This window comes from Bacillus vallismortis (assembly GCF_004116955.1).
Lineage (GTDB): Bacteria > Bacillota > Bacilli > Bacillales > Bacillaceae > Bacillus > Bacillus vallismortis.
Window position 1 is genome coordinate 4,210,848 of the sequence record NZ_CP026362.1, and the last position, 19,662, is coordinate 4,230,509.

The 19,662-nt window shown below is 42.2% G+C and carries 19 protein-coding genes; 18 read left to right on the forward strand and 1 reads right to left on the reverse strand.

Features of this window, described 5'->3' with window-relative positions; genetic code table 11:
* Window positions 1-29 precede the first annotated feature (29 nt).
* The 14 genes from BV11031_RS22190 to BV11031_RS22255 all read left to right on the forward strand — a co-directional run bounded on the left by BV11031_RS22190 (window position 30) and on the right by BV11031_RS22255 (window position 14,684).
* Window positions 30-755, forward strand: coding sequence for a hypothetical protein (locus BV11031_RS22190; protein ID WP_010328715.1), 726 nt, complete (start codon window positions 30-32; stop codon window positions 753-755).
* Window positions 756-871: 116 nt separating this feature from the next.
* Entirely contained in the window at window positions 872-1,609 is a 738-nt protein-coding gene (locus BV11031_RS22195; RefSeq protein WP_026014457.1) for a hypothetical protein, read from the forward strand.
* 163 nt (window positions 1,610-1,772) lie between these two features.
* A complete protein-coding gene (locus BV11031_RS22200; protein WP_411813181.1) occupies window positions 1,773-2,408 on the forward strand; it encodes a lipoprotein YvcA in 636 nt (211 codons plus the stop codon).
* 263 nt (window positions 2,409-2,671) lie between these two features.
* Entirely contained in the window at window positions 2,672-3,403 is a 732-nt protein-coding gene (locus BV11031_RS22205; RefSeq protein WP_010328712.1) for a hypothetical protein, read from the forward strand.
* A 303-nt stretch (window positions 3,404-3,706) separates the two neighbouring features.
* On the forward strand, window positions 3,707-5,476 hold the full coding sequence (gene bmrA, locus BV11031_RS22210) for a multidrug resistance ABC transporter ATP-binding protein/permease BmrA (RefSeq protein ID WP_010328711.1): 1,770 nt from the start codon (window positions 3,707-3,709) through the stop codon (window positions 5,474-5,476).
* 126 nt (window positions 5,477-5,602) lie between these two features.
* On the forward strand, window positions 5,603-7,057 hold the full coding sequence (locus BV11031_RS22215) for a tetratricopeptide repeat protein (RefSeq protein WP_010328710.1): 1,455 nt from the start codon (window positions 5,603-5,605) through the stop codon (window positions 7,055-7,057).
* A gap of 379 nt (window positions 7,058-7,436) precedes the next feature.
* Window positions 7,437-8,831: a peptidoglycan DL-endopeptidase CwlO gene (gene cwlO / locus BV11031_RS22220; RefSeq protein WP_010328709.1), complete on the forward strand. Its 1,395-nt coding sequence runs from the start codon at window positions 7,437-7,439 to the stop codon at window positions 8,829-8,831.
* Window positions 8,832-9,049: 218 nt separating this feature from the next.
* The gene (gene trxB, locus BV11031_RS22225) at window positions 9,050-10,000 is read left to right on the forward strand and encodes a thioredoxin-disulfide reductase (protein WP_010328708.1); all 951 of its coding nucleotides are present in this window, start codon (window positions 9,050-9,052) and stop codon (window positions 9,998-10,000) included.
* Window positions 10,001-10,330: 330 nt separating this feature from the next.
* Window positions 10,331-10,798, forward strand: coding sequence for an 8-oxo-dGTP diphosphatase (locus BV11031_RS22230; protein WP_010328707.1), 468 nt, complete (start codon window positions 10,331-10,333; stop codon window positions 10,796-10,798).
* 24 nt (window positions 10,799-10,822) lie between these two features.
* Complete coding sequence (gene rapZ / locus BV11031_RS22235) at window positions 10,823-11,710, forward strand: RNase adapter RapZ (protein ID WP_010328706.1); 888 nt, start codon at window positions 10,823-10,825, stop codon at window positions 11,708-11,710.
* A 1-nt stretch (window position 11,711) separates the two neighbouring features.
* A complete protein-coding gene (mgfK, locus tag BV11031_RS22240) occupies window positions 11,712-12,665 on the forward strand; it encodes a gluconeogenesis morphogenetic factor (RefSeq protein ID WP_010328705.1) in 954 nt (317 codons plus the stop codon).
* 22 nt (window positions 12,666-12,687) lie between these two features.
* A complete protein-coding gene (whiA, locus tag BV11031_RS22245; RefSeq protein WP_010328704.1) occupies window positions 12,688-13,638 on the forward strand; it encodes a DNA-binding protein WhiA in 951 nt (316 codons plus the stop codon).
* 23 nt (window positions 13,639-13,661) lie between these two features.
* Entirely contained in the window at window positions 13,662-13,919 is a 258-nt protein-coding gene (locus BV11031_RS22250) for an HPr family phosphocarrier protein (protein WP_003219835.1), read from the forward strand.
* The gene (locus BV11031_RS22255; RefSeq protein ID WP_082246306.1) at window positions 13,920-14,684 is read left to right on the forward strand and encodes an arylamine N-acetyltransferase family protein; all 765 of its coding nucleotides are present in this window, start codon (window positions 13,920-13,922) and stop codon (window positions 14,682-14,684) included.
* Window positions 14,685-14,719: 35 nt separating this feature from the next.
* Here the strand turns inward: BV11031_RS22255 and BV11031_RS22260 are convergent, their stop codons facing one another.
* Window positions 14,720-14,929, reverse strand: coding sequence for a hypothetical protein (locus BV11031_RS22260; RefSeq protein WP_010328702.1), 210 nt, complete (start codon window positions 14,927-14,929; stop codon window positions 14,720-14,722).
* A 146-nt stretch (window positions 14,930-15,075) separates the two neighbouring features.
* Between BV11031_RS22260 and BV11031_RS22265 the strand changes: the two genes are divergently transcribed.
* From BV11031_RS22265 to BV11031_RS22280, 4 genes are all read left to right on the forward strand, one after another.
* Complete coding sequence (locus tag BV11031_RS22265; protein ID WP_010328701.1) at window positions 15,076-15,789, forward strand: response regulator transcription factor; 714 nt, start codon at window positions 15,076-15,078, stop codon at window positions 15,787-15,789.
* Window positions 15,783-16,853, forward strand: coding sequence for a HAMP domain-containing histidine kinase (locus BV11031_RS22270; protein WP_010328700.1), 1,071 nt, complete (start codon window positions 15,783-15,785; stop codon window positions 16,851-16,853). The genes BV11031_RS22265 and BV11031_RS22270 overlap by 7 nt, the downstream gene beginning before the upstream one ends.
* Before the next feature lie 82 nt (window positions 16,854-16,935).
* Entirely contained in the window at window positions 16,936-17,715 is a 780-nt protein-coding gene (psdA, locus tag BV11031_RS22275; protein ID WP_010328699.1) for a lantibiotic ABC transporter ATP-binding protein PsdA, read from the forward strand.
* The gene (locus BV11031_RS22280; protein WP_010328698.1) at window positions 17,690-19,636 is read left to right on the forward strand and encodes an ABC transporter permease; all 1,947 of its coding nucleotides are present in this window, start codon (window positions 17,690-17,692) and stop codon (window positions 19,634-19,636) included. Before psdA ends, BV11031_RS22280 begins: the two co-directional genes overlap by 26 nt.
* Window positions 19,637-19,662: the final 26 nt, after the last annotated feature.

Here is a 19,662-nt window from a genome sequence, read left to right on the forward strand (position 1 = left end):
TCTATCAGTTAACGATATGGAGGTTTGTCATGAAAAAAACCATCTTGATTTGCATCAGCTTAATACTTGTTCTGACAGGTGGATGCGGTATGAACGACAATGAAAAAAGTATCACAAATAACAATAAAACAGAAGCCGTAAAACCAAAAGACATGGACCCAAAAAACCTGCCGAAAGTTCCTGCGTATCAGGACGAGAAAACGAGAGAGTACATGGTCTCAACGAAGGAAGAGGAGCCGGGGTATTATGTGCTGGAATCTAAGCTGAAAGGATTTAGGATGTTGTTTCCGGAGGAAGCGAAATATCTATCAAGAAGATCCTCGTTAACTGGAAAACACAAAGAAAGCATTGGATTTAACAGTTATGATAAAGACACCAATGTAATGTTTGATGGGCATGTAACATATTACAAAGAAGAAAGTTTTGTAGATGAACCTGAAATAATGCTAGATATTGTAAGTGGAAAAAATGATTATAAAGGTGAATACAAGAAAAGTAGTAACAAGAACAAGGATATCTATTTTGGTAAGAAAAAAGCCATCTTTGAAAATATTGATAGAAAATATAATGATTCATACAGTTACTTTGGATATGTGAAATCTCTAGAAGAAGATAACCTAGGAGTTGAATACGCCTTTACTTTTGGATGCAAAAATGAAAATCAACCATGCTCTCTAGAAGAAGAAAAGGCTAAAAATAAAGTTGAGAAATTAATACATTCCATCAGCTTTTTAATAGATAAAAAGGACAAATAAAGTTAAGGCTAATTGATTAGAATATGGCTATTAACAACAGTTTGCCTTAATGAATGCAAGTGAAATGATAGAAAACCATTATTCGTGTAAACAACGAAAACCTGCGGAGGTTCTTCATGAAAAAGATCATCTTGATTTGCTTCAGCTTATTACTAGCCCTGACAGGAGGGTGCAGTATGAACGACATTGAAAAAAACAGCACCAATGACAATAAAACAGAAGCCATAAAACCAAAAGACATGGACCCAAAAGAACTGCCGCAAGTTCCGTCGTTTCAGGACGGGAAAACGAGAGAGTACATGGTGTCAACGCAAGAAGAAAAGCCGGGGTATTATTTGCTTGAGTCTAAGCTGAAAGGGTTTAGAATGTTGTTTCCGGCAGATGGCGAGTATCTTCCAGACTATTCTACGTCAAATGGAAAGAATAGCGAATCGATAGGGTTTCAAAGCTATAATGAAAAATCAAATATACTCTTAGATGCGCAAATTAGCTACTATAACAAATCTTCTTTTATTAATAATCCAGAAACAATGCTGCACCAAATTAGTAATGAGAATGGTTACGAAGGTGATTTTAAGAAAGAAAAAACTGATGGAAAAACAGTTTATACTGCATCAAAAAAAAGCACTTTTAAAAACAGTGATCGTAAACACAATTATTCCTTTGGTTATTTTGGATATATAGCATCCAGTGATGAAGAGTGTCTAGGGATAGTATATTCCTTTATCGTCCGGTGTAAAAAAGATAATAAACCTTGTACTTTGGATGAAGACCAAGCAAAAGAAAAAACGGATACTCTAATTCATTCTATAACCTTCTTTAAAAATAAAAAGAAGAGTAGAGATGGCGAATAAAAATGTTTTCGCATCTTCGCAGCTGTAACATGAATAAGAACAAAATAAGCAATTTGCATCCGGGTTATTAATATCAATTAGTTAACCCCATTGGAGGTTCACTTTGAAAAAGAACACTTATATTTACATCATTTTATTACTTTGCCTGACAGGCGGATGCAGTATGAACGACAATGAAAAAAACATCACAATTAGCAATAAAACGGAAGACGTAAAACCAAAAGACCAGGATCAAAAAGACTTGCCGAAAGTTCCGGCGTTTCAGGATGAGAAAACGAGAGAGTACATGGTGTCAACGATAGAAGAGGAGTCGGGGTATTATTTGCTGGAGTCTAAGACGAAAGGATTTAGAATGTTGTTTCCGGAGGATGGGGAGTACTCAGACTCTGAAACTTCAAAGAAAAACGAATCACTATTTTTTGACAGTGTGAATAAAAAAACGAATATAGTAATGAACGCTTCAGTAAAGTTTTATCAAAATGAATCATTTATAAACGATCCGGAGACTATGTTGGATATCGTTAGCGGTAAAAATGAATACAAAGGTCATTTTGAAAAATTTGAAGCAAAAGATAAGGATATTTATTTTGCTTCAAAACATGAAAACTTTGACAACGAAGAAAACCCATCTTATATCTTTCTTGGTTATATAAAGTCAAAAAAACAAGATGATTTAGGGATGGAATATTCTTTTATGTTTAGCTGCTCAGCCAATGCAAAGACATGCAAACCAGACCCAAAAGCAAATGAAGAACAGGTTAAAAGAATAATAAACTCTGTTACCTTTGGCGATGTGTAAGAGAAAAATACAAACATTGATGTCGAAGGTTTTTTTATCTCGAAGAGGTTTTATTCGAAACAGAAGTAGTAATCGCTCAAAGACTGCCAAGGGAAACAGCGTTTTTTCGAGTATGAGAAATTCAACCTGTATCTTAAGCCCTCCTTTCTGTTTATCAAATTTATTCCATTTTATAATATGAATAAGGATAAAATAATCACTTTTTAACAGGGTCATTAGTATGGATTTTGATAAAACAGCTCAAAAAACCACGGAGGTTCATAATGAAAAAGATCATCTTTATTTGCTTCAGCTTATTTCTTGCCCTGACAAGCGGATGCAGTATGAACGACAATGATAAAAACACTACCAATGACAATAAAACAGAAGCCGTAAAACCAAAAGACATGGACCCAAAAGACCTGCCGAAAGTTCCTGCGTTTCAGGACGAGAAAACGAGAGAATACATGGTGTCAACGAAAGAAGAGGAGCCGGGGTATTATGTGCTGGAGTCTAAGCTGAAAGGGTTTAGGATGTTGTTTCCGGAGGATGCGAAGTACGTAACTAAATTTTCAAGTGTTGGCAAAAATGAAGAAACAATAATATTTGATAGTTTTAATAAAAAAACTAACATTCAATATGATGGGCAATTGGATTATCATCGAGAAAAAAGTTTTGCGAATGACAAGGATACAATGCTGGACATTGTAAGCGGTAGAAATAGCTATAAAGGCAAATTCGAAGAAAGAGAGCTATCTGACAAAATTGTATATTCTGCTCAAAAGAAAAGTGTTTTTGATGATGTAGAGGGAAAGAACAATTTTTCTTATAGATTTTTTGGTTATGTCAAATCTACAAAAGAGGATGATCTGGGGATAGAGTATTCGTTTCGATTTGCCTGTTATAGTGATGAAGAGGATTGTTCATTAAAGAAAGATGGAGCAAGAAAAAAAGTCCAAAAAATAATAGACTCTATAACCTTTTTAAAGGTTATAAAGGAGAAGTATAGGAAATGAAAAAGAAGAATATATTGAAAATGAAAATGTAAAACTGCGTTTAATCTTTGAAGCAGAGATGCGCTGAATATAAAGGAGAAAAACATAGAATCATCCGGAAAATGTGGAACGATACACATCTTGTTAAAGGTGTATCGTTTACTCTTCTCCTATTCAAAACACGAGTGGGAGATTTTTATTTTCATCACGGCAAAAATATACTGAAAAAGTCTCTCTCCATTGATATGATTGAGAAAGAGTAAAAATCATCCTTTTGATACGACATTTCACCTTTCTGAACGCTGAAACAGGAGGAAAAAGTATATGCCAACCCAGCAACAAAAATCGAAAAGTAAATTGAAACCCTTTTTTGCATTAGTAAAGAAGACCAATCCTTCTTATGGAAAGCTTGTCTTTGCGCTGGCCCTCAGTATTGTGACCACGCTGGTCAGCCTGCTGATTCCATTATTAACGAAGCAGCTTGTCGACGGATTTTCCATGTCAAACCTGTCAGGCACGCAAATCGGGCTGATCGCGCTTGTTTTTTTCGTACAGGCCGGTTTAAGCGCCTATGCCACCTATGCGCTTAACTATAATGGACAAAAAATCATTTCCGGGCTGCGGGATTTATTATGGAAGAAATTAATTAAGCTCCCTGTCCCTTATTTCGATACAAACGCTTCCGGAGAAACCGTCAGCCGCGTGACGAATGATACGATGGTGGTCAAAGAATTGATCACAACCCATATCAGCGGGTTTATTACAGGCATCATTTCAGTCATTGGATCTCTGACAATCTTGTTTATTATGAATTGGAAGCTGACACTGCTTGTATTAGTTGTCGTTCCGCTTGCCGCTCTAATCCTAATCCCGATTGGCCGGAAGATGTTCACCATTTCTCGGGAAACGCAAGATGAAACAGCCCGTTTTACCGGCCTGCTGAATCAAATCCTTCCGGAAATCAGACTCGTCAAGGCTTCAAATGCGGAGGTTGTCGAATATGGGCGCGGGAAACTGGGGATTTCTTCATTATTTAAACTGGGAGTTCGTGAAGCCAAGGTTCAGTCGCTTGTCAGTCCGCTTATCTCACTTGTATTAATGGCAGCACTTGTGGCAGTCATCGGATACGGGGGCATGCAGGTCTCATCAGGCGAGCTCACTGCCGGAGCGCTCGTGGCCTTTATTTTATATTTGTTTCAAATTATTATGCCGATGGGCCAGATCACAACGTTTTTTACACAGCTGCAAAAATCAATCGGCGCAACCGAACGGATGATTGAGATTTTGTCAGAAGAAGAGGAAGATACTGTCACAGGAAAACAAATCGAAAACGCGCATTTGCCTATCCAGCTTGATCGTGTGTCTTTTGGATATAAGCCTGATCAGCTGATTTTGAAAGAGATCAGCGCCGTCATTGAAGCAGGGAAAGTAACAGCGATTGTCGGTCCGAGTGGCGGAGGAAAAACAACATTGTTTAAGCTGCTTGAACGTTTTTATTCACCGACTGCAGGGATCATTCGGCTGGGGGAAGAGCCGGTTGACACTTACTCGCTTGAATCGTGGCGGGAGCATATCGGGTATGTATCACAGGAAAGCCCGTTAATGTCAGGAACGATTAGAGAAAACATTTGCTACGGGTTAGAACGTGATGTAACGGACGCTGAGATCGAAAAGGCCGCGGAGATGGCATACGCGCTCAATTTCATAAAGGAGCTTCCGAATCAGCTTGATACGGAGGTAGGCGAACGCGGCATTATGCTGTCAGGCGGACAAAGGCAAAGAATCGCGATTGCGAGAGCGCTTCTCCGAGATCCGAGCATTCTCATGCTTGATGAAGCGACCTCAAGCCTTGACAGCCAATCTGAAAAATCAGTCCAGCAGGCGCTCGAGGTGCTGATGGAGGGCCGCACAACGATTGTCATCGCTCACCGCCTCTCTACTGTTGTAGACGCGGACCAGCTGCTGTTTGTTGAAAAAGGAGAAATTACCGGACGGGGAACCCATCATGAATTAATGGCTTCGCATGATCTATATAAAGATTTTGCTGAACAGCAGCTCAAAATGAACGCGGATTTAGAAAACAAAGCCGGGTAAATTTTGGTCGAATCAGCCAGCAAAAAAACGGGGGGATTTTCCCAATCCTTCCTTTTGAACTATTGAGGGGCTGACGATTTATGGTATACTACTGACGGTAATATTGTATAAAAACGGAGGGTAGTTGTGGGAAAACACACTTCTGAACATAAAAATCACGCACAAATTGTCCAGCTGCTTCAAGATGGACAATATTTTTTTCATAAAGGCTTGAAAGCGTATAAAGAGCGCAATCTGAAACGGGCAAGCAAACTGATTCAACGCGCGGTTCATTTGGAGCCGGAGGATTCAGAGATGCTTTCGCAGCTTGCGGTCATTTATTCAGAAATGGGCCAATATCAAGAGTCGAACGATCTTCTTGATTATATTATGGCAAATCTGGAGACCGAAATGCCGGAGTGCCATTACTTTAAAGCGAATAATTTTGCCCATCTGGGACTCTTTCAAGAAGCTTATAAAGAAGCGGCCGCTTATTCAGATGCGGATCCGGACGGGGAATTCGCTGAAGAAAACGATAGTCTGCTTGAATTGCTAGATTTAGGAGACGGCGGGCCTGAGGATTCTCTGTATGATCAGGATGAATTGCTGGTGAAACAGGATCGGGCAAAGTCCCTCTTGGAAAGCGGCCAGCTTGCTGAAGCTGTGGCGGCGCTTGAGGAAATCACAGCTGAATATCCGGAGCTTTGGTCAGCATACAACAATCTGGCGCTCGCCTATTTCTATTCAGGCAACATCGTTAAAGCAAAGGAAACCGCTTATCAAGTGCTCAGTCATAATGAAGGAAATCTTCATGCCTTATGCAATCTTCTCGTTTTCTACTATTATGAAAGAGAAGACGAAAAAGTGGCGGAATTGAGTGACCGGCTTTCTAATGTGTATCCGATGCTATTGGAACAGCGATACAAACTTGGAGCTACTTTGGCGCTTGTCGGCCGCTATGAGCTCGGATATAAATGGCTCAAGTCATTATATAAAAGCGGTTTTGAAGGCGATGACACATTCTTTTACTGGCTCTCGTGCTCCGCTTATTTTACAGGGCATACTGAATTCGCCGAGACGATCTGGAGAAAAGTCGAGTCGCAATATCCCGGAGAAGACCGCCCGGCTCCCTGGGTTGAACGGAGGGAAGCACTCCCTTCATCGGTAGAGCAGCGTCTCGCAGCCTATTATATCAGCAGCACAAAGGGAGAAACGGAGCATCTTGAAGCGGTGATACACTCGAAGAGAATCACCGCTCCTTTCGAAAATCATTTTGTAAGGCTGCTCTTGAATGGAGAATCGGCGGCTGCTGATGTATCAGAGGATGCGCTTTTCGCTTATCAAACCGTCAAATTATTGGAGCAAGCTGAAAAAGAAGAAATGAAAACAGAGGTCATGAGCTGCTGGGTGTTCCATGTCATTCAGCAAATCCGGGCTGCCGTTCCATTGAAAAATGAGAAGGGCTGGGCAGCTGCGATTTGTTATATTTGGAAAGAAGCTCACGGAAAACATGATACGAAAAAAGACACAGCGGCCCGATTTGGCATCTCTCCGGCAACGCTGACGAAATATATGAAATATATTGATGATATTCTAGAATAGAATATTTTGAAGAGTCGATTTGTATAATCGACTCTTTTTTTATTTGATAGATTATAGTAATAGAATAATATCGACAGTTTTTTTAGGTGTTTAAGAAAAATGACAAACGATGAATGACTTGACATCTGTTTGAAACACAAATGTAATAAAATTTATCGCTAATTTGTCGAAACTTGATGGTATAATGATTCTCGTACATAAGGAATTAGTGTTTTTTACATATGATGTGAAATAAACGCTATACAGCCAGAATAAGAGATACACAGAAACATTAACCATAAACAACCATCATTCCTCGTAGAGTATGAGGAACGAAACTTGATGTTTAAAATACGATTCCACATGAGAACAGGTTCACAGTAAAGGGAGGATATTAAAAGTGAGAAAGAGTTTATTGACACTTGGTTTGGCTTCCGTCATCGGGACAAGCAGTTTTTTGATCCCATTTACAAGTAAAACTGCATCGGCGGAAACATTAGATGAAAAGAAACAAAATATCGAAAGCAAGCAATCTGAGGTTGCTTCCAGCATAGAAGCGAAGGAAAAAGAATTAACTGCGCTTCAGGAAAATCAATCAAAGATTGAAAAAGAACTAAAAGACATTAACGATAAGGCGCTTAATACAAGCAACGAGATCGAAGATAAAAAAGAAGAAAACGCTAAAACAAAAGAAGAAATCAAAAAGCTGAAAAAAGAGATTAAAGAAACAGAAGCCCGTATTGAAAAGCGTAACGAAATCCTGAAAAAACGCGTTCGTTCTTTACAGGAAAGCGGCGGATCTCAAGGATACATAGATGTCCTTTTAGGGTCAACAAGCTTTGGTGACTTTATCTCTCGCGCGACTGCGGTTTCATCAATTGTTGATGCAGACAAAGATTTAATCAAGCAGCAAGAGCAGGATAAAGCGAAACTTGAAGATTCTGAAGCGGATTTGAATAATAAGCTGAAAGAAGTTCAAGCTGCATTGGCTAAATTAGAAACCATGCAAAAAGAGCTTGATAAACAGCTTGATGAAAAAGACAAGCTATTCGAAGAAGCAAAAGCAAGCCAGAAGAAAACGGCTGACGCGATTTCTGAATTAAAATCAGAAGCGTCTGAGCTTGCGAACCAAAAAGCAGATACCGAAGCAGAACAAGCACGCATCAAAAAAGAACAAGAAGCTGCGGCTGCTTTGATCAAAAAGCAGGAAGAAGCGCAAAAAGCATCTGATGAGACACAAACAGCTACAACTGAAACAGCAAGCTCATCTCATGATGATTCTTCAAACAACAATTCTTCTAAGAGTTCATCAAACAGTTCGTCTAACAGCTCATCTTCTAAGAAGAGAAGCAGCTCAAACAGCAATTCAGGCGGCACTGTCATCAGTAACTCAGGCGGAATTGAAGGCGCGATCAGCGTTGGTTCAAGCATTGTCGGAAGATCACCGTACAAATTTGGCGGCGGACGCTCTCAGTCTGATATCAACAACCGTATTTTTGACTGCTCATCATTCGTACGCTGGGCATACGCTTCTGCAGGTGTCAACCTTGGACCTGTCGGCGGAACAACAACTGATACGTTAGTTGCTAGAGGACAAGCTGTCAGCGCGTCTGAAATGAAGCGCGGAGACTTAGTTTTCTTTGACACATACAAAACAAACGGTCACGTTGGAATTTACTTAGGAAACGGTACTTTCCTAAACGATAATTCATCTCACGGTGTATCTATTGACTCAATGAGCAACGTTTACTGGAAAAAGGCATTTAAAGGCGTTGTAAGACGTGTTGTTCAATAATAAATAAGACAAGGGCCTTCTTGAACAGAAGGCTCTTTCTTTATTAATACATATACCCTTTTAAAAAACATTTAATCATGATCAGAAAAAAATGAGCAAAAAAATAGCGTATCACCCTGAGATTTTATAGGATATGGGTAAGGTATACGTTAGATGGGGACTCTTATCATATAAAGAAGCGCCCCAACTTGAAAAAGACGTGTTAAGGAGTGGATAGTGTGTCAGAAGAAAAAGTATATGACGTGATTATTATCGGCGCGGGTCCTGCTGGGATGACGGCCGCTGTATACACATCAAGAGCAAATTTATCGACATTAATGATTGAAAGAGGAATTCCAGGCGGGCAAATGGCCAATACGGAAGATGTAGAAAACTATCCTGGATTCGAAAGCATTCTCGGACCTGAGCTTTCTAACAAAATGTTCGAACACGCGAAAAAATTCGGCGCTGAATACGCTTATGGCGATATTAAAGAAGTGGTTGACGGAAAAGAGTACAAAGTGGTAAAAGCCGGTTCTAAAGAATATAAAGCGCGTGCAGTGATCATTGCCGCAGGTGCGGAATATAAGAAAATTGGCGTGCCTGGCGAAAAAGAATTGGGCGGCCGCGGCGTGTCTTATTGTGCGGTATGTGACGGCGCTTTCTTTAAAGGCAAAGAGCTTGTCGTTGTCGGCGGCGGAGATTCCGCTGTGGAAGAAGGCGTGTATCTGACACGTTTCGCTTCAAAAGTAACGATTGTTCACAGACGTGACAAACTCCGTGCGCAAAGCATTCTTCAAGCGAGAGCATTTGATAATGAAAAAGTTGACTTCCTTTGGAATAAAACCGTGAAGGAAATTCATGAGGAAAACGGCAAAGTCGGCAGCGTAACGCTTGTTGATACAGTAAACGGTGAAGAAAGTGAATTCAAAACAGACGGCGTATTCATTTACATCGGCATGCTTCCTCTGTCTAAACCGTTTGAAAATCTGGGCATTACGAATGAAGAGGGCTACATCGAAACAAACGACCGCATGGAAACAAAGGTTGAAGGGATTTTCGCTGCCGGAGACATTCGCGAAAAATCACTGCGCCAAATCGTAACGGCTACAGGAGACGGAAGTATTGCGGCACAAAGCGTACAGCATTATGTCGAAGAGCTCCAAGAAACGCTGAAAACTTTAAAATAAAAAGGCTGTCATACGAGTTTCACATTACGTTACTGGGTTTTAATTCCGCTGTAACAGTTGTGTAATGCTTTTCGGTTATGATTAATAACGTAATTGACCCCCTTTTTATAATGAATACACTTTTTTGGCACGGATTCTCCAGTTATCCGTGTCCTTTTTTTGTCCAAAAATAAAAGGCGGTTGCCTATTCCATTAAAAATCACCTGAATTCATGAATGAATATGCTGTAAAATAGAAGAAAAGATTGTCAATGTCTCTTCATTGTGGGAGGCATCTTGAAGCGGTATAATAAAGAGACGATGACAGGACGAGAAGGTTAGGTGAACGTACTTGCAAAGAGTGACAAATTGTGTGCTTCAGACGGATGACAAGGTCCTTCTGCTGCAAAAGCCGAGACGCGGCTGGTGGGTCGCGCCGGGAGGCAAGATGGAGAGCGGGGAATCAGTCAGAGATTCCGTCATCAGAGAGTACAGAGAAGAGACAGGTATCTATATCATAAACCCTCAGTTAAAAGGCGTTTTTACCTTTATCATTAAAGAAGGTGACCAGATTGTCTCTGAGTGGATGATGTTTACGTTTGTCGCTGATTCATATACCGGACAAAATGTATCCGAATCAGAGGAAGGCAAATTGCAGTGGCACAATATTGAGGAGATTCAAAACTTGCCTATGGCCCCGGGAGACGGCCATATTCTTGATTTTATGATGAAGGGCCAAGGGCTGCTGCACGGCACCTTTACGTATACACCGGACTTCAAGCTGCTCAGTTATCGTTTAGATCCGCAGCATATCAAGTAAAAAGTACAGTCAGGGGGGAGAAAGATGAGCGTTAGTGAATCACATGATATTCAGCTAGTCATTATAACCGGAATGTCGGGAGCGGGAAAAACGGTCGCCATTCAAAGCTTTGAAGACCTCGGCTATTTCTGCGTCGATAATCTTCCGCCTTCATTGCTTCCGAAATTTTTAGAGCTGATGAAGGAATCAAATTCGAAAATGAGCAAGGTTGCGCTCGTGATGGATTTGCGCGGCCGTGAATTTTTTGACCGGCTGATTGAGGCGCTGGATGAGATGGCGGAAAATCCGTGGATTACTCCTCGTATTTTATTTTTAGATGCAAAGGATTCCATTCTCGTCACGAGATATAAAGAAACGAGACGTTCGCATCCGCTGGCATCGACTGGCCTGCCGCTTGAGGGCATTGGGCTGGAACGGGAGCTGCTTGAGGAATTAAAAGGCCGCTCTCAAATCATTTATGATACGTCAGACATGAAGCCGCGTGATTTACGTGAAAAAATCGTACAGCACTTTGCGTCAAACCAAGGAGAAACATTTACCGTGAATGTCATGTCATTTGGTTTTAAATACGGTATCCCGATTGACGCAGACCTCGTCTTTGATGTCAGATTTTTGCCGAATCCTTACTATATTGAAAGCATGCGTCCGCTGACTGGCAAGGATAAAGAGGTTTCCTCTTACGTCATGAAGTGGAATGAAACGCAGAAGTTCAATGAAAAATTGATCGATCTGCTGAGCTTTATGCTGCCTTCATATAAAAGAGAAGGAAAAAGCCAGGTTGTCATTGCGATCGGCTGCACAGGGGGCCAGCACCGCTCTGTGACACTTGCCGAACATTTAGCTGATTATTTCAAGAAGGATTACTATTCTCATGTTACTCACCGGGACATTGAAAAGAGAAGCCGGAAATAAGATGGAACAAAAACCGAAAATCGCAATCTTTGGCGGCGGTACGGGTCTTTCTGTATTGCTCCGGGGCTTGAAGCATAAACCAGTTGACATTACGGCCATTGTGACAGTTGCCGATGATGGAGGAAGCTCCGGGCGTCTGCGCAATGAACTGAAAATTCCGCCACCCGGAGACATCAGAAACGTGCTTGCCGCTTTATCCGATGTCGAGCCGCTTGTTGAAGATCTCTTTCAGCACCGCTTCAATAAGGGGAATGACTTAACAGGCCATTCTCTCGGGAATTTGATTTTGGCAGCGATGACGAATATAACCGGTGATTTTTTTCACGCTGTCACAGAAATGAGCAAGGTGCTGAATGTAAGAGGAAAGGTTTTGCCAGCTGCTAATGCCAGTGTCGTTCTGCATGCAGAGATGGAAGACGGCCGCGTGGTCTCAGGCGAGTCCACGATCCCGGCGTACGGACAGCGCATTAAGCGTGTGTTTCTTACGCCGGAACATATTGATCCGCTGCCGGAAACGATAGAGGTAATCAGGGAAGCGGATTTGATTATTATCGGCCCGGGTAGCCTCTATACAAGCATTCTTCCCAATTTGCTCGTTCCAAAAATCGGGGAAGAAGTCATAAAGGCGCCGGCGAAAAAAGTATACATTTGCAACGTGATGACTCAGCCCGGCGAAACGCTCCATTACACCGCTGCTGATCATGTAAAAGCGCTCAATCAGCATATGGGCTGCGATTTCATTGATACGATATTAGTGAACAGTGAAGACATTCCTGACGAAATCAAACGTAAGTACGAAATGGAATCGGCGCGCCCTGTTGATTTTGATATCGAAGAGCTAAAAGCGCTAGGGCTGGAAGTCATCAGAGATCAAATCGTAACGCATAAAAATGACGTAATTCGTCACGATACACATAAAGTGGCCTCTCTTCTTGTCGATTTACTAAAAGAATGAAGCCTTGAAATGAGGTGGCTATATGTCATTTGCATCAGAAACAAAAAAAGAATTAACGAATTTGGAAGTGAAAGACTGCTGCATTAACGCAGAGCTGTCTGCGCTTATCCGGATGAACGGAGCATTATCCTTTACAAACCGCCATCTCGTACTTGATGTTCAAACTGAAAATGCGGCGATTGCCCGCCGCATCTATACATTGCTGAAAAAACAATATGATGTGTCGGTCGAGCTGCTGGTCAGAAAGAAAATGCGGCTGAAGAAGAATAACGTCTATATTGTGCGTTTTTCGGAAAATGCCAAAACAATTTTAGAGGATTTAAAAATACTCGGGGAGAATTTTGTGTTTGAACGAAGTATTTCGGAAGAGCTGGTCAAAAAGAGATGCTGCAAACGTTCTTATATGAGAGGGGCATTTTTGGCGGGAGGTTCGGTCAATAATCCGGAAACCTCCTCGTATCATTTAGAAATCTTCTCTCTTTATAAGGAGCATAACGATTCATTATGCGACCTGTTAAATGAGTTTCAGTTAAACAGCAAAACGCTCGAACGGAAAAAAGGCTATATCACTTATTTAAAAGAGGCTGAAAAGATTACCGAATTTCTGAACGTCATCGGTGCCCACAATTCGCTGCTGCGATTTGAGGATGTCAGAATCGTCAGGGATATGAGAAATTCGGTCAATCGCCTCGTGAATTGTGAAACAGCCAACTTAAACAAAACGATCGGCGCTTCGCTCAGGCAGGTGGAAAATATCAAATACATCGATGAAAGAATCGGCTTGGATGCGCTTCCTGAAAAGCTTCGGGAAATCGCGCAGCTGCGGATTGATTATCAAGAAGTGACGCTGAAAGAACTAGGGGAAATGGTAACAAGCGGGAAAATCAGCAAATCAGGGATCAATCACAGGCTGAGAAAACTTGACGAAATCGCAGAACAGCTGCGGACAGGGCAAACCGTCACTTTAAAATAACCGTAAAGAAAAGGGGAGATCTTATGGTTCAACAGAAAGTGGAAGTTCGATTAAAGACAGGACTGCAGGCGCGTCCTGCTGCTTTGTTTGTACAAGAGGCAAACCGGTTTACGTCAGATGTGTTTCTTGAGAAGGATGGGAAAAAAGTAAATGCAAAAAGCATCATGGGGCTGATGAGCCTTGCGGTAAGCACAGGCACTGAGGTTACCTTGATTGCCCAGGGAGAAGACGAACAAGAGGCGCTGGAAAAGCTGGCTGCTTATGTTCAAGAAGAAGTTTAGGTGATAAAAATGAGTGATTTTTTAAAAGACTGTTTTCAGAAAATCGGCTGGGAGAAAGACCATGTCAGCTTCGGCGATCTCCCCCTTTTTCTCGAAGCAATGGCATACCGTTTTCCATTTGAAAACCGTGCCGTACTCGCAAAAGAGAATTATAAGGTAACAAAAGAAGAGCTGTTGCGCCGTCTGGTCAAAGAACAACGGGGCGGCCTGTGCTACGATTTAAATGGTTTGCTTTATTTTGTCCTGCGTGAGGCCGGGTTTCATGTGAAGCTCATTCGGGGAACGGTTTATGCAGGAAAACAAGAAGAGTGGGCATTAGACGGGACGCATGCTGCTGTATGGCTGTCTGCGGAAAAAGGCGAGTACATCGTTGATATCGGCTTCGGCATCAACCTGGCGCTCCAGCCGATACCGCTTTCTGGAGAAACGGTACAATCACCTGTCGGGTCATTTCGAATCAAAGAAGAAGAAACAGAAAAGGGCAGCCATGTTCTATTGATGGACAAGGGAGACGGCTGGCAAATCGGTTACGCTTTTACCCTTGATGAGAGCGATGCCGGTGATTTAGATGACATGAAGGACATGATTCACTCTCATGAAAAATCTCCTTTTAACAAATCACCGCTCGCTTCAAAGCTGACACCAAACGGACGGATGGTCATGACAGACCGCCATTTCACGATTCATGAAAACGGCGGTGAAGGCCAAAAACGTGACATCGGCCCTTCAGCGTTTGAAGAGAAATTAAATACTTATTTTTTGTAACGTGAAAAGCTTGCAGCATGTCTGCAAGCTTTTTCTTATGAACATGTATTGATTACTACATCAAATGCATCATCTGGAACATATAGTTTTCCCTTTTCATATTGATAAGGAATTTGATGCTCTTTAAAGCACTCTTTTTCGTATTCAGTTAGTGTATCCCCAATTTCTATGTATTTTCCGGTATAGCTGGGCTGACATGCTGAAAGAATTGACGTTATTGTCAGAAGCAGCATAATTTTCTTCATGACGACACCTGCTTAACAGCAAATTTTTTCCTTTTCATTCTATCATAACGTATGGAAAAAGACCATTTGCGATTCTGCCACATGCTATAATGAATTTTGGAATCTTCTAGAAAAGTCATCGCGACATACATGTAAGGGGGATAAACGTGTATCGGATTTTGCTTGTGGAAGATGATGACCGGATTGCTTCTTTGCTGGGCGGACATCTTCAAAAATACGGATATGAAGTGAAAATAGCTGAACAGCTGAATGATATAAAATATGAATTTATAGAAATGAAACCGGATCTTGTCCTGCTTGATATCAATCTTCCTTTTTTTGACGGGTTTTATTGGTGCAGGCAAATCCGTACCATTTCCAATGCGCCGATTATCTTTATATCGGCACGAACCGATGAGATGAACCAGGTCATGGCGATAGAAAATGGGGGGGATGATTATATCACGAAACCATTCCATCTAGAGGTAGTGTTGGCCAAGATCAAAAGCGTCCTCCGCCGCACGTATGGTGAATACTCGCCTTCTTTGTCACAGGAATCAAGAATAGTGGAGGTTGGCGGGCTCACGATTTATCCTGATCAGAATGAGGCGGAGTGGAACAGCACCCGCATTTTGTTTTCACAAAAAGAATTCCAGCTCTTATCCATTTTCGTGAAAAAACATAAAAAAATCGTCTCCCGTGATGAATTATTGGAGGCGTTATGGGATGATGTTGATTTTGTCGATGATAATACGTTAACGGTCAATGTCAATCGGCTGCGGAGAAAACTGGAAAATGCCGGACTGAAAAATTGCATTACAACGATCAGGGGACAAGGCTATCAATTTCAAGTCAATCGGAAGGGTGAACCGGAGTGTTAAAGACTTATCTCATTGACCGCTTAGCCATTATTTTATTTTCATTATTAGGGATAGGGACCGCCATGCTGATTGCGTATTTAAGCATCATAGAGAGCGGCGCAGAGCCTCCCGCAGAAAATATGATGTACATATGGATTTTGCCCGGTGTTCTTTTAGCCGCCGGTTTTGCCGCTGATTATGTTCGGCAGTTTTCCTTTCTCACTTATGTCAAAAAGCTTGCGGAACAAGCGTCTTCTTCGAATGACATCGGCCAGTCTTTGAAAGCCCGAAAGCCAAGAACTCGAGAGCAGGCGCTTTGGACGAACATGATCAACGCACTCGGTCGGCAATACGAAGGCAGGCTCTCACACTATACGAATCAGCAAAAACAGCATTATACCTTCACCAATCAATGGGTTCACCATATGAAAACACCGGTTTCTGTCATTTCCTTAATGATTCAAGAAGGAAAAAACGGGACCGCTTCTTCTTTTCCAACGTTTTTAGAGGAGCTGGAAGATGAAAATGAGAGATTTCGCCATGGGCTTGATATGATGCTGCAGACGGCCCGGCTGGAGGAATTTGCGTTTGATGTAAGGCCGCAAACTTTCGATTTAAATGAGCTTGTCCGTTCACTTATTAACCAGGAAAAACGGCAGTTTATCAAACGGCGCCTTTTCCCAACATTACATGTGCCGCCAAACCCGGTTCAGATTTCGAGCGACCAAAAATGGCTTTCTTTTGTTGTCGGGCAGATCCTTTATAATGCCTTGAAATATTCAAGGCAAGGGGTGGGAGACCATATTACAATCCGGATAGAAACAGTGGGCCATGAAACGCGCCTGTCGGTTGCTGATGAAGGCATTGGCATACCGCCGCAGGATCTGCCGCGGATTTTTGACGCGTTTTTTACCGGGGAAAACGGAAGAAGCATGAAAGAGGCAACGGGAATGGGTCTTTATTTAGCAAAACAAGTGTGCAGCCGGCTTGGCCATCAGCTGTATGCAGAATCAGAACAAGGGACGGGCACTGTGATGACCATCGTGTTTTCAAGTGACACCCTAGTGAATGTGACAGCTTTGTAAGATTGGAGAGCGGAATTGCAAGAAAGTTCGATGGGAGGCTGCCGACTTCCTTTTTATAATAAAGAAAAAGGAGGAGCAGAACATGAATGTGCTACAAACAACGAACCTGTCGAAAACGTACTATTCAAATAAAGGAACAATATCGTATCAAGCGCTCAGCGACTTTGATCTTAGCGTGGCGAAAGGAGAATTTGTCGGAATTATGGGGCCGTCGGGAAGCGGAAAAACCACGCTTCTGAATGTGCTGGCTACCATTGATAAGCCGACCCAGGGTGAGATGATGATTAACGGCATTCAGCCGAAAACGTTAAAGGATCAGGAGCTGGCTCTGTTTCGCAGAAGAGAACTCGGCTTTGTCTTTCAGGACTTTAATCTGCTTGATACGCTGACCGTTCGGGAAAATATCCTGCTGCCGCTCGCACTGGATAAGGTAAAGCTGAGAGAAATGGAAGCCCGTTTGGATGAATTGGCTGATGCATTGCAAATCAAGCATATTCTCGACCATCGGACTTATGAGGTGTCGGGCGGGCAGCAGCAGCGCGCAGCATGTGCCAGAGCCATTATACACAATCCGGCGCTCATTCTAGCCGATGAGCCGACTGGCAACCTTGATTCAAAATCGGCAAAGCAAGTGATGAACACACTGGCTCAGCTGAATGAAGAAAAGGAAGCGACGATTCTACTGGTCACACATGATGCAACAGCGGCGAGCTTCTGTAAACGGATTGTCTTTATTAAGGATGGCCGTTTCTTTTCAGAGATTCACAGAGGAACAAATCAGCAGGTGTTTTATCAAAGTATATTGGATACCTTGAGCGTGTTGGGAGGCGATTTTCATGAATTTGAGAACCATCGCCCGTAAAAACATACTTGGGAACCTGCAGCGATATGTCGCCTATTTTTTAAGCTGTGTGTTTGCCGTTTCGGTGTTTTTTATCTTCACATCTTTCATTTTTCATCCGGATGTCAATGAAGACAATATATATGGCGGAAGCCTTGTCAAAACGTGCTTGAGCGCGGCTCTTGTCGTCATCATTGTGTTTTGTATATTTTTTATCTCCTATTCGAATTCGGCGTTTTTGCAGGCGAGAAAGAAAGAGTTTGGGCTGCTGACACTGTTCGGAACATCAAAACAGCAGCTCCGCAAGATGATTTATTATGAGCAGTCTCTGATCTCTCTTGCGGCGATTGCTGCTGGCATTGGAGCGGGGCTGTTATGTTCAAAGCTGTTTTTCATGATCATGACATGGATGCTCAGCGTGAAGGTTCCGATATCGTTTGTCATTGTGCCGAAAGCGTTTGTGATGACGGCTGCGGGCTTTCTCATCCTGTTTCAGGCATTGCTCATTTTTTCGCTGGCACGGATTCGAAAGCTTGAAATCATTGAGTTGATGAAATCGGCCCAAAAGCCGAAAAGCTTGCCGGCCTATTCGAAATGGCTCACTGTGCTGTCCTTGTTATGTCTCGCTGGCGGTTATTATCTGTCTGCCACTGCTAATGCGATTGATATGGTATTTCGTGTTTTTCCGATTTTGATTCTCGTGTTAATCGGGACGTATTTCTTTTTTACACAAAGCGGTGTTGCATTTTTCCGCATGCTGTACAGAAAAAAACACAGTTTCTATAAAGGCACGAATATCATTGTCCGTTCCAATATGATCTTTCGGCTGAAGGATCACGCCCGCATGTTGTTTTTAACGTCTGTCATAACAGCGGTCATACTTACAGCTACAGGTGTCATCTATATGTTTTATGCAGATTTGCAAAGGCAGGAGGAGCAAAGCATTCCTCAGGCTGTTGCATGGGTGGAAAAAGACGCTTCCCATTTTCAGGTGATGGAGCCTGCAAGAGCGGAGAGCACACTGAGAAAAGCGGGTGCTAAAATCAAGTATAAAGTAAATGCGACAGGGATTCCTGTCACTTTTCAATCAGACCTGCCGTATAAAAACAAGAAAACGGAAGCGAAAGCCTTGCTGATTTCAGAGAAAATCTATAATCAAGTCGCAAAGGAAAAAGGTTTCCCTGTTATTCATTTGCAAGAAAATGAAGCGTTTATCAATGTTCCGTTTCAGATGATGGTGAAAGATACATTTGGAGAAGGGGAAACAGCAGCATTTCAGATGAAGTCAGGAAAAACACTTTCCTATGTCATGAAAAAGCAGCAAAACAAAGGGATATTGATGTCAGTCGGTGGAGTCAGCCGTTTATTGGTCGTCAGCGAAAAGAGCTTTGCCAGCCTGTCACAGGATGTGCCGCTGAAGCAGCAGATGCGAGTAGTCGGTTACGAGCTTGAGCATTGGCAGGAGACGGTGGATGTCTCTAAAAAACTTGAAAACATGGTGCCGAAAGAACATGTATCTGATTTTCAAACACGTGCCCCCAGTTATCAGATTGTAAAGCAGGCCGTGGCATTAACGCTGTTTATAGGAATGTTTGTCAGTGTGCTGTTTTTTGTCGTGCAAGGAAGCATGCTGTATTTGCGGATGTTTACGGAAATAGAGGATACGAGGGTACAGGTGTTGGCATTAAAGAGGATAGGAATTACGGACAAAGAGATTCATGCCATTCTAGGAAAACAAATGGGGTTTTTGTTCTTCATCCCATTTATTGCGGGTACCATTCATGCAGGATTTGCGTATGCGGCGTTAAGCAATATGCTGTCTTCAAACTTATTTCTGGAGGCCGTACTGGTCATCTTCGTTTATTTTGTGTTTCAGGCGGTATATTATCTTGTCACCCGCCACATCTATAAGCGTGCCGTTCTGCAGCATATTCCATTTTAACACCCGGTCTGTATCAGACCGGATGT

Coding starts and splice junctions, on each gene's coding strand:
- BV11031_RS22190 (WP_010328715.1), top strand. CDS start 30: ATGAAAAAAACCATCTTGATTTGCATCAGCTTAATACTTGTTCTGACA.
- BV11031_RS22195 (WP_026014457.1), top strand. CDS start 872: ATGAAAAAGATCATCTTGATTTGCTTCAGCTTATTACTAGCCCTGACA.
- BV11031_RS22200 (WP_411813181.1), top strand. CDS start 1,773: ATGAACGACAATGAAAAAAACATCACAATTAGCAATAAAACGGAAGAC.
- BV11031_RS22205 (WP_010328712.1), top strand. CDS start 2,672: ATGAAAAAGATCATCTTTATTTGCTTCAGCTTATTTCTTGCCCTGACA.
- bmrA (WP_010328711.1), top strand. CDS start 3,707: ATGCCAACCCAGCAACAAAAATCGAAAAGTAAATTGAAACCCTTTTTT.
- rapZ (WP_010328706.1), top strand. CDS start 10,823: ATGAGCGTTAGTGAATCACATGATATTCAGCTAGTCATTATAACCGGA.
- mgfK (WP_010328705.1), top strand. CDS start 11,712: ATGGAACAAAAACCGAAAATCGCAATCTTTGGCGGCGGTACGGGTCTT.
- whiA (WP_010328704.1), top strand. CDS start 12,688: ATGTCATTTGCATCAGAAACAAAAAAAGAATTAACGAATTTGGAAGTG.
- BV11031_RS22250 (WP_003219835.1), top strand. CDS start 13,662: ATGGTTCAACAGAAAGTGGAAGTTCGATTAAAGACAGGACTGCAGGCG.
- BV11031_RS22260 (WP_010328702.1), bottom strand. CDS start 14,929: ATGAAGAAAATTATGCTGCTTCTGACAATAACGTCAATTCTTTCAGCA.
- psdA (WP_010328699.1), top strand. CDS start 16,936: ATGAATGTGCTACAAACAACGAACCTGTCGAAAACGTACTATTCAAAT.
- BV11031_RS22280 (WP_010328698.1), top strand. CDS start 17,690: ATGAATTTGAGAACCATCGCCCGTAAAAACATACTTGGGAACCTGCAG.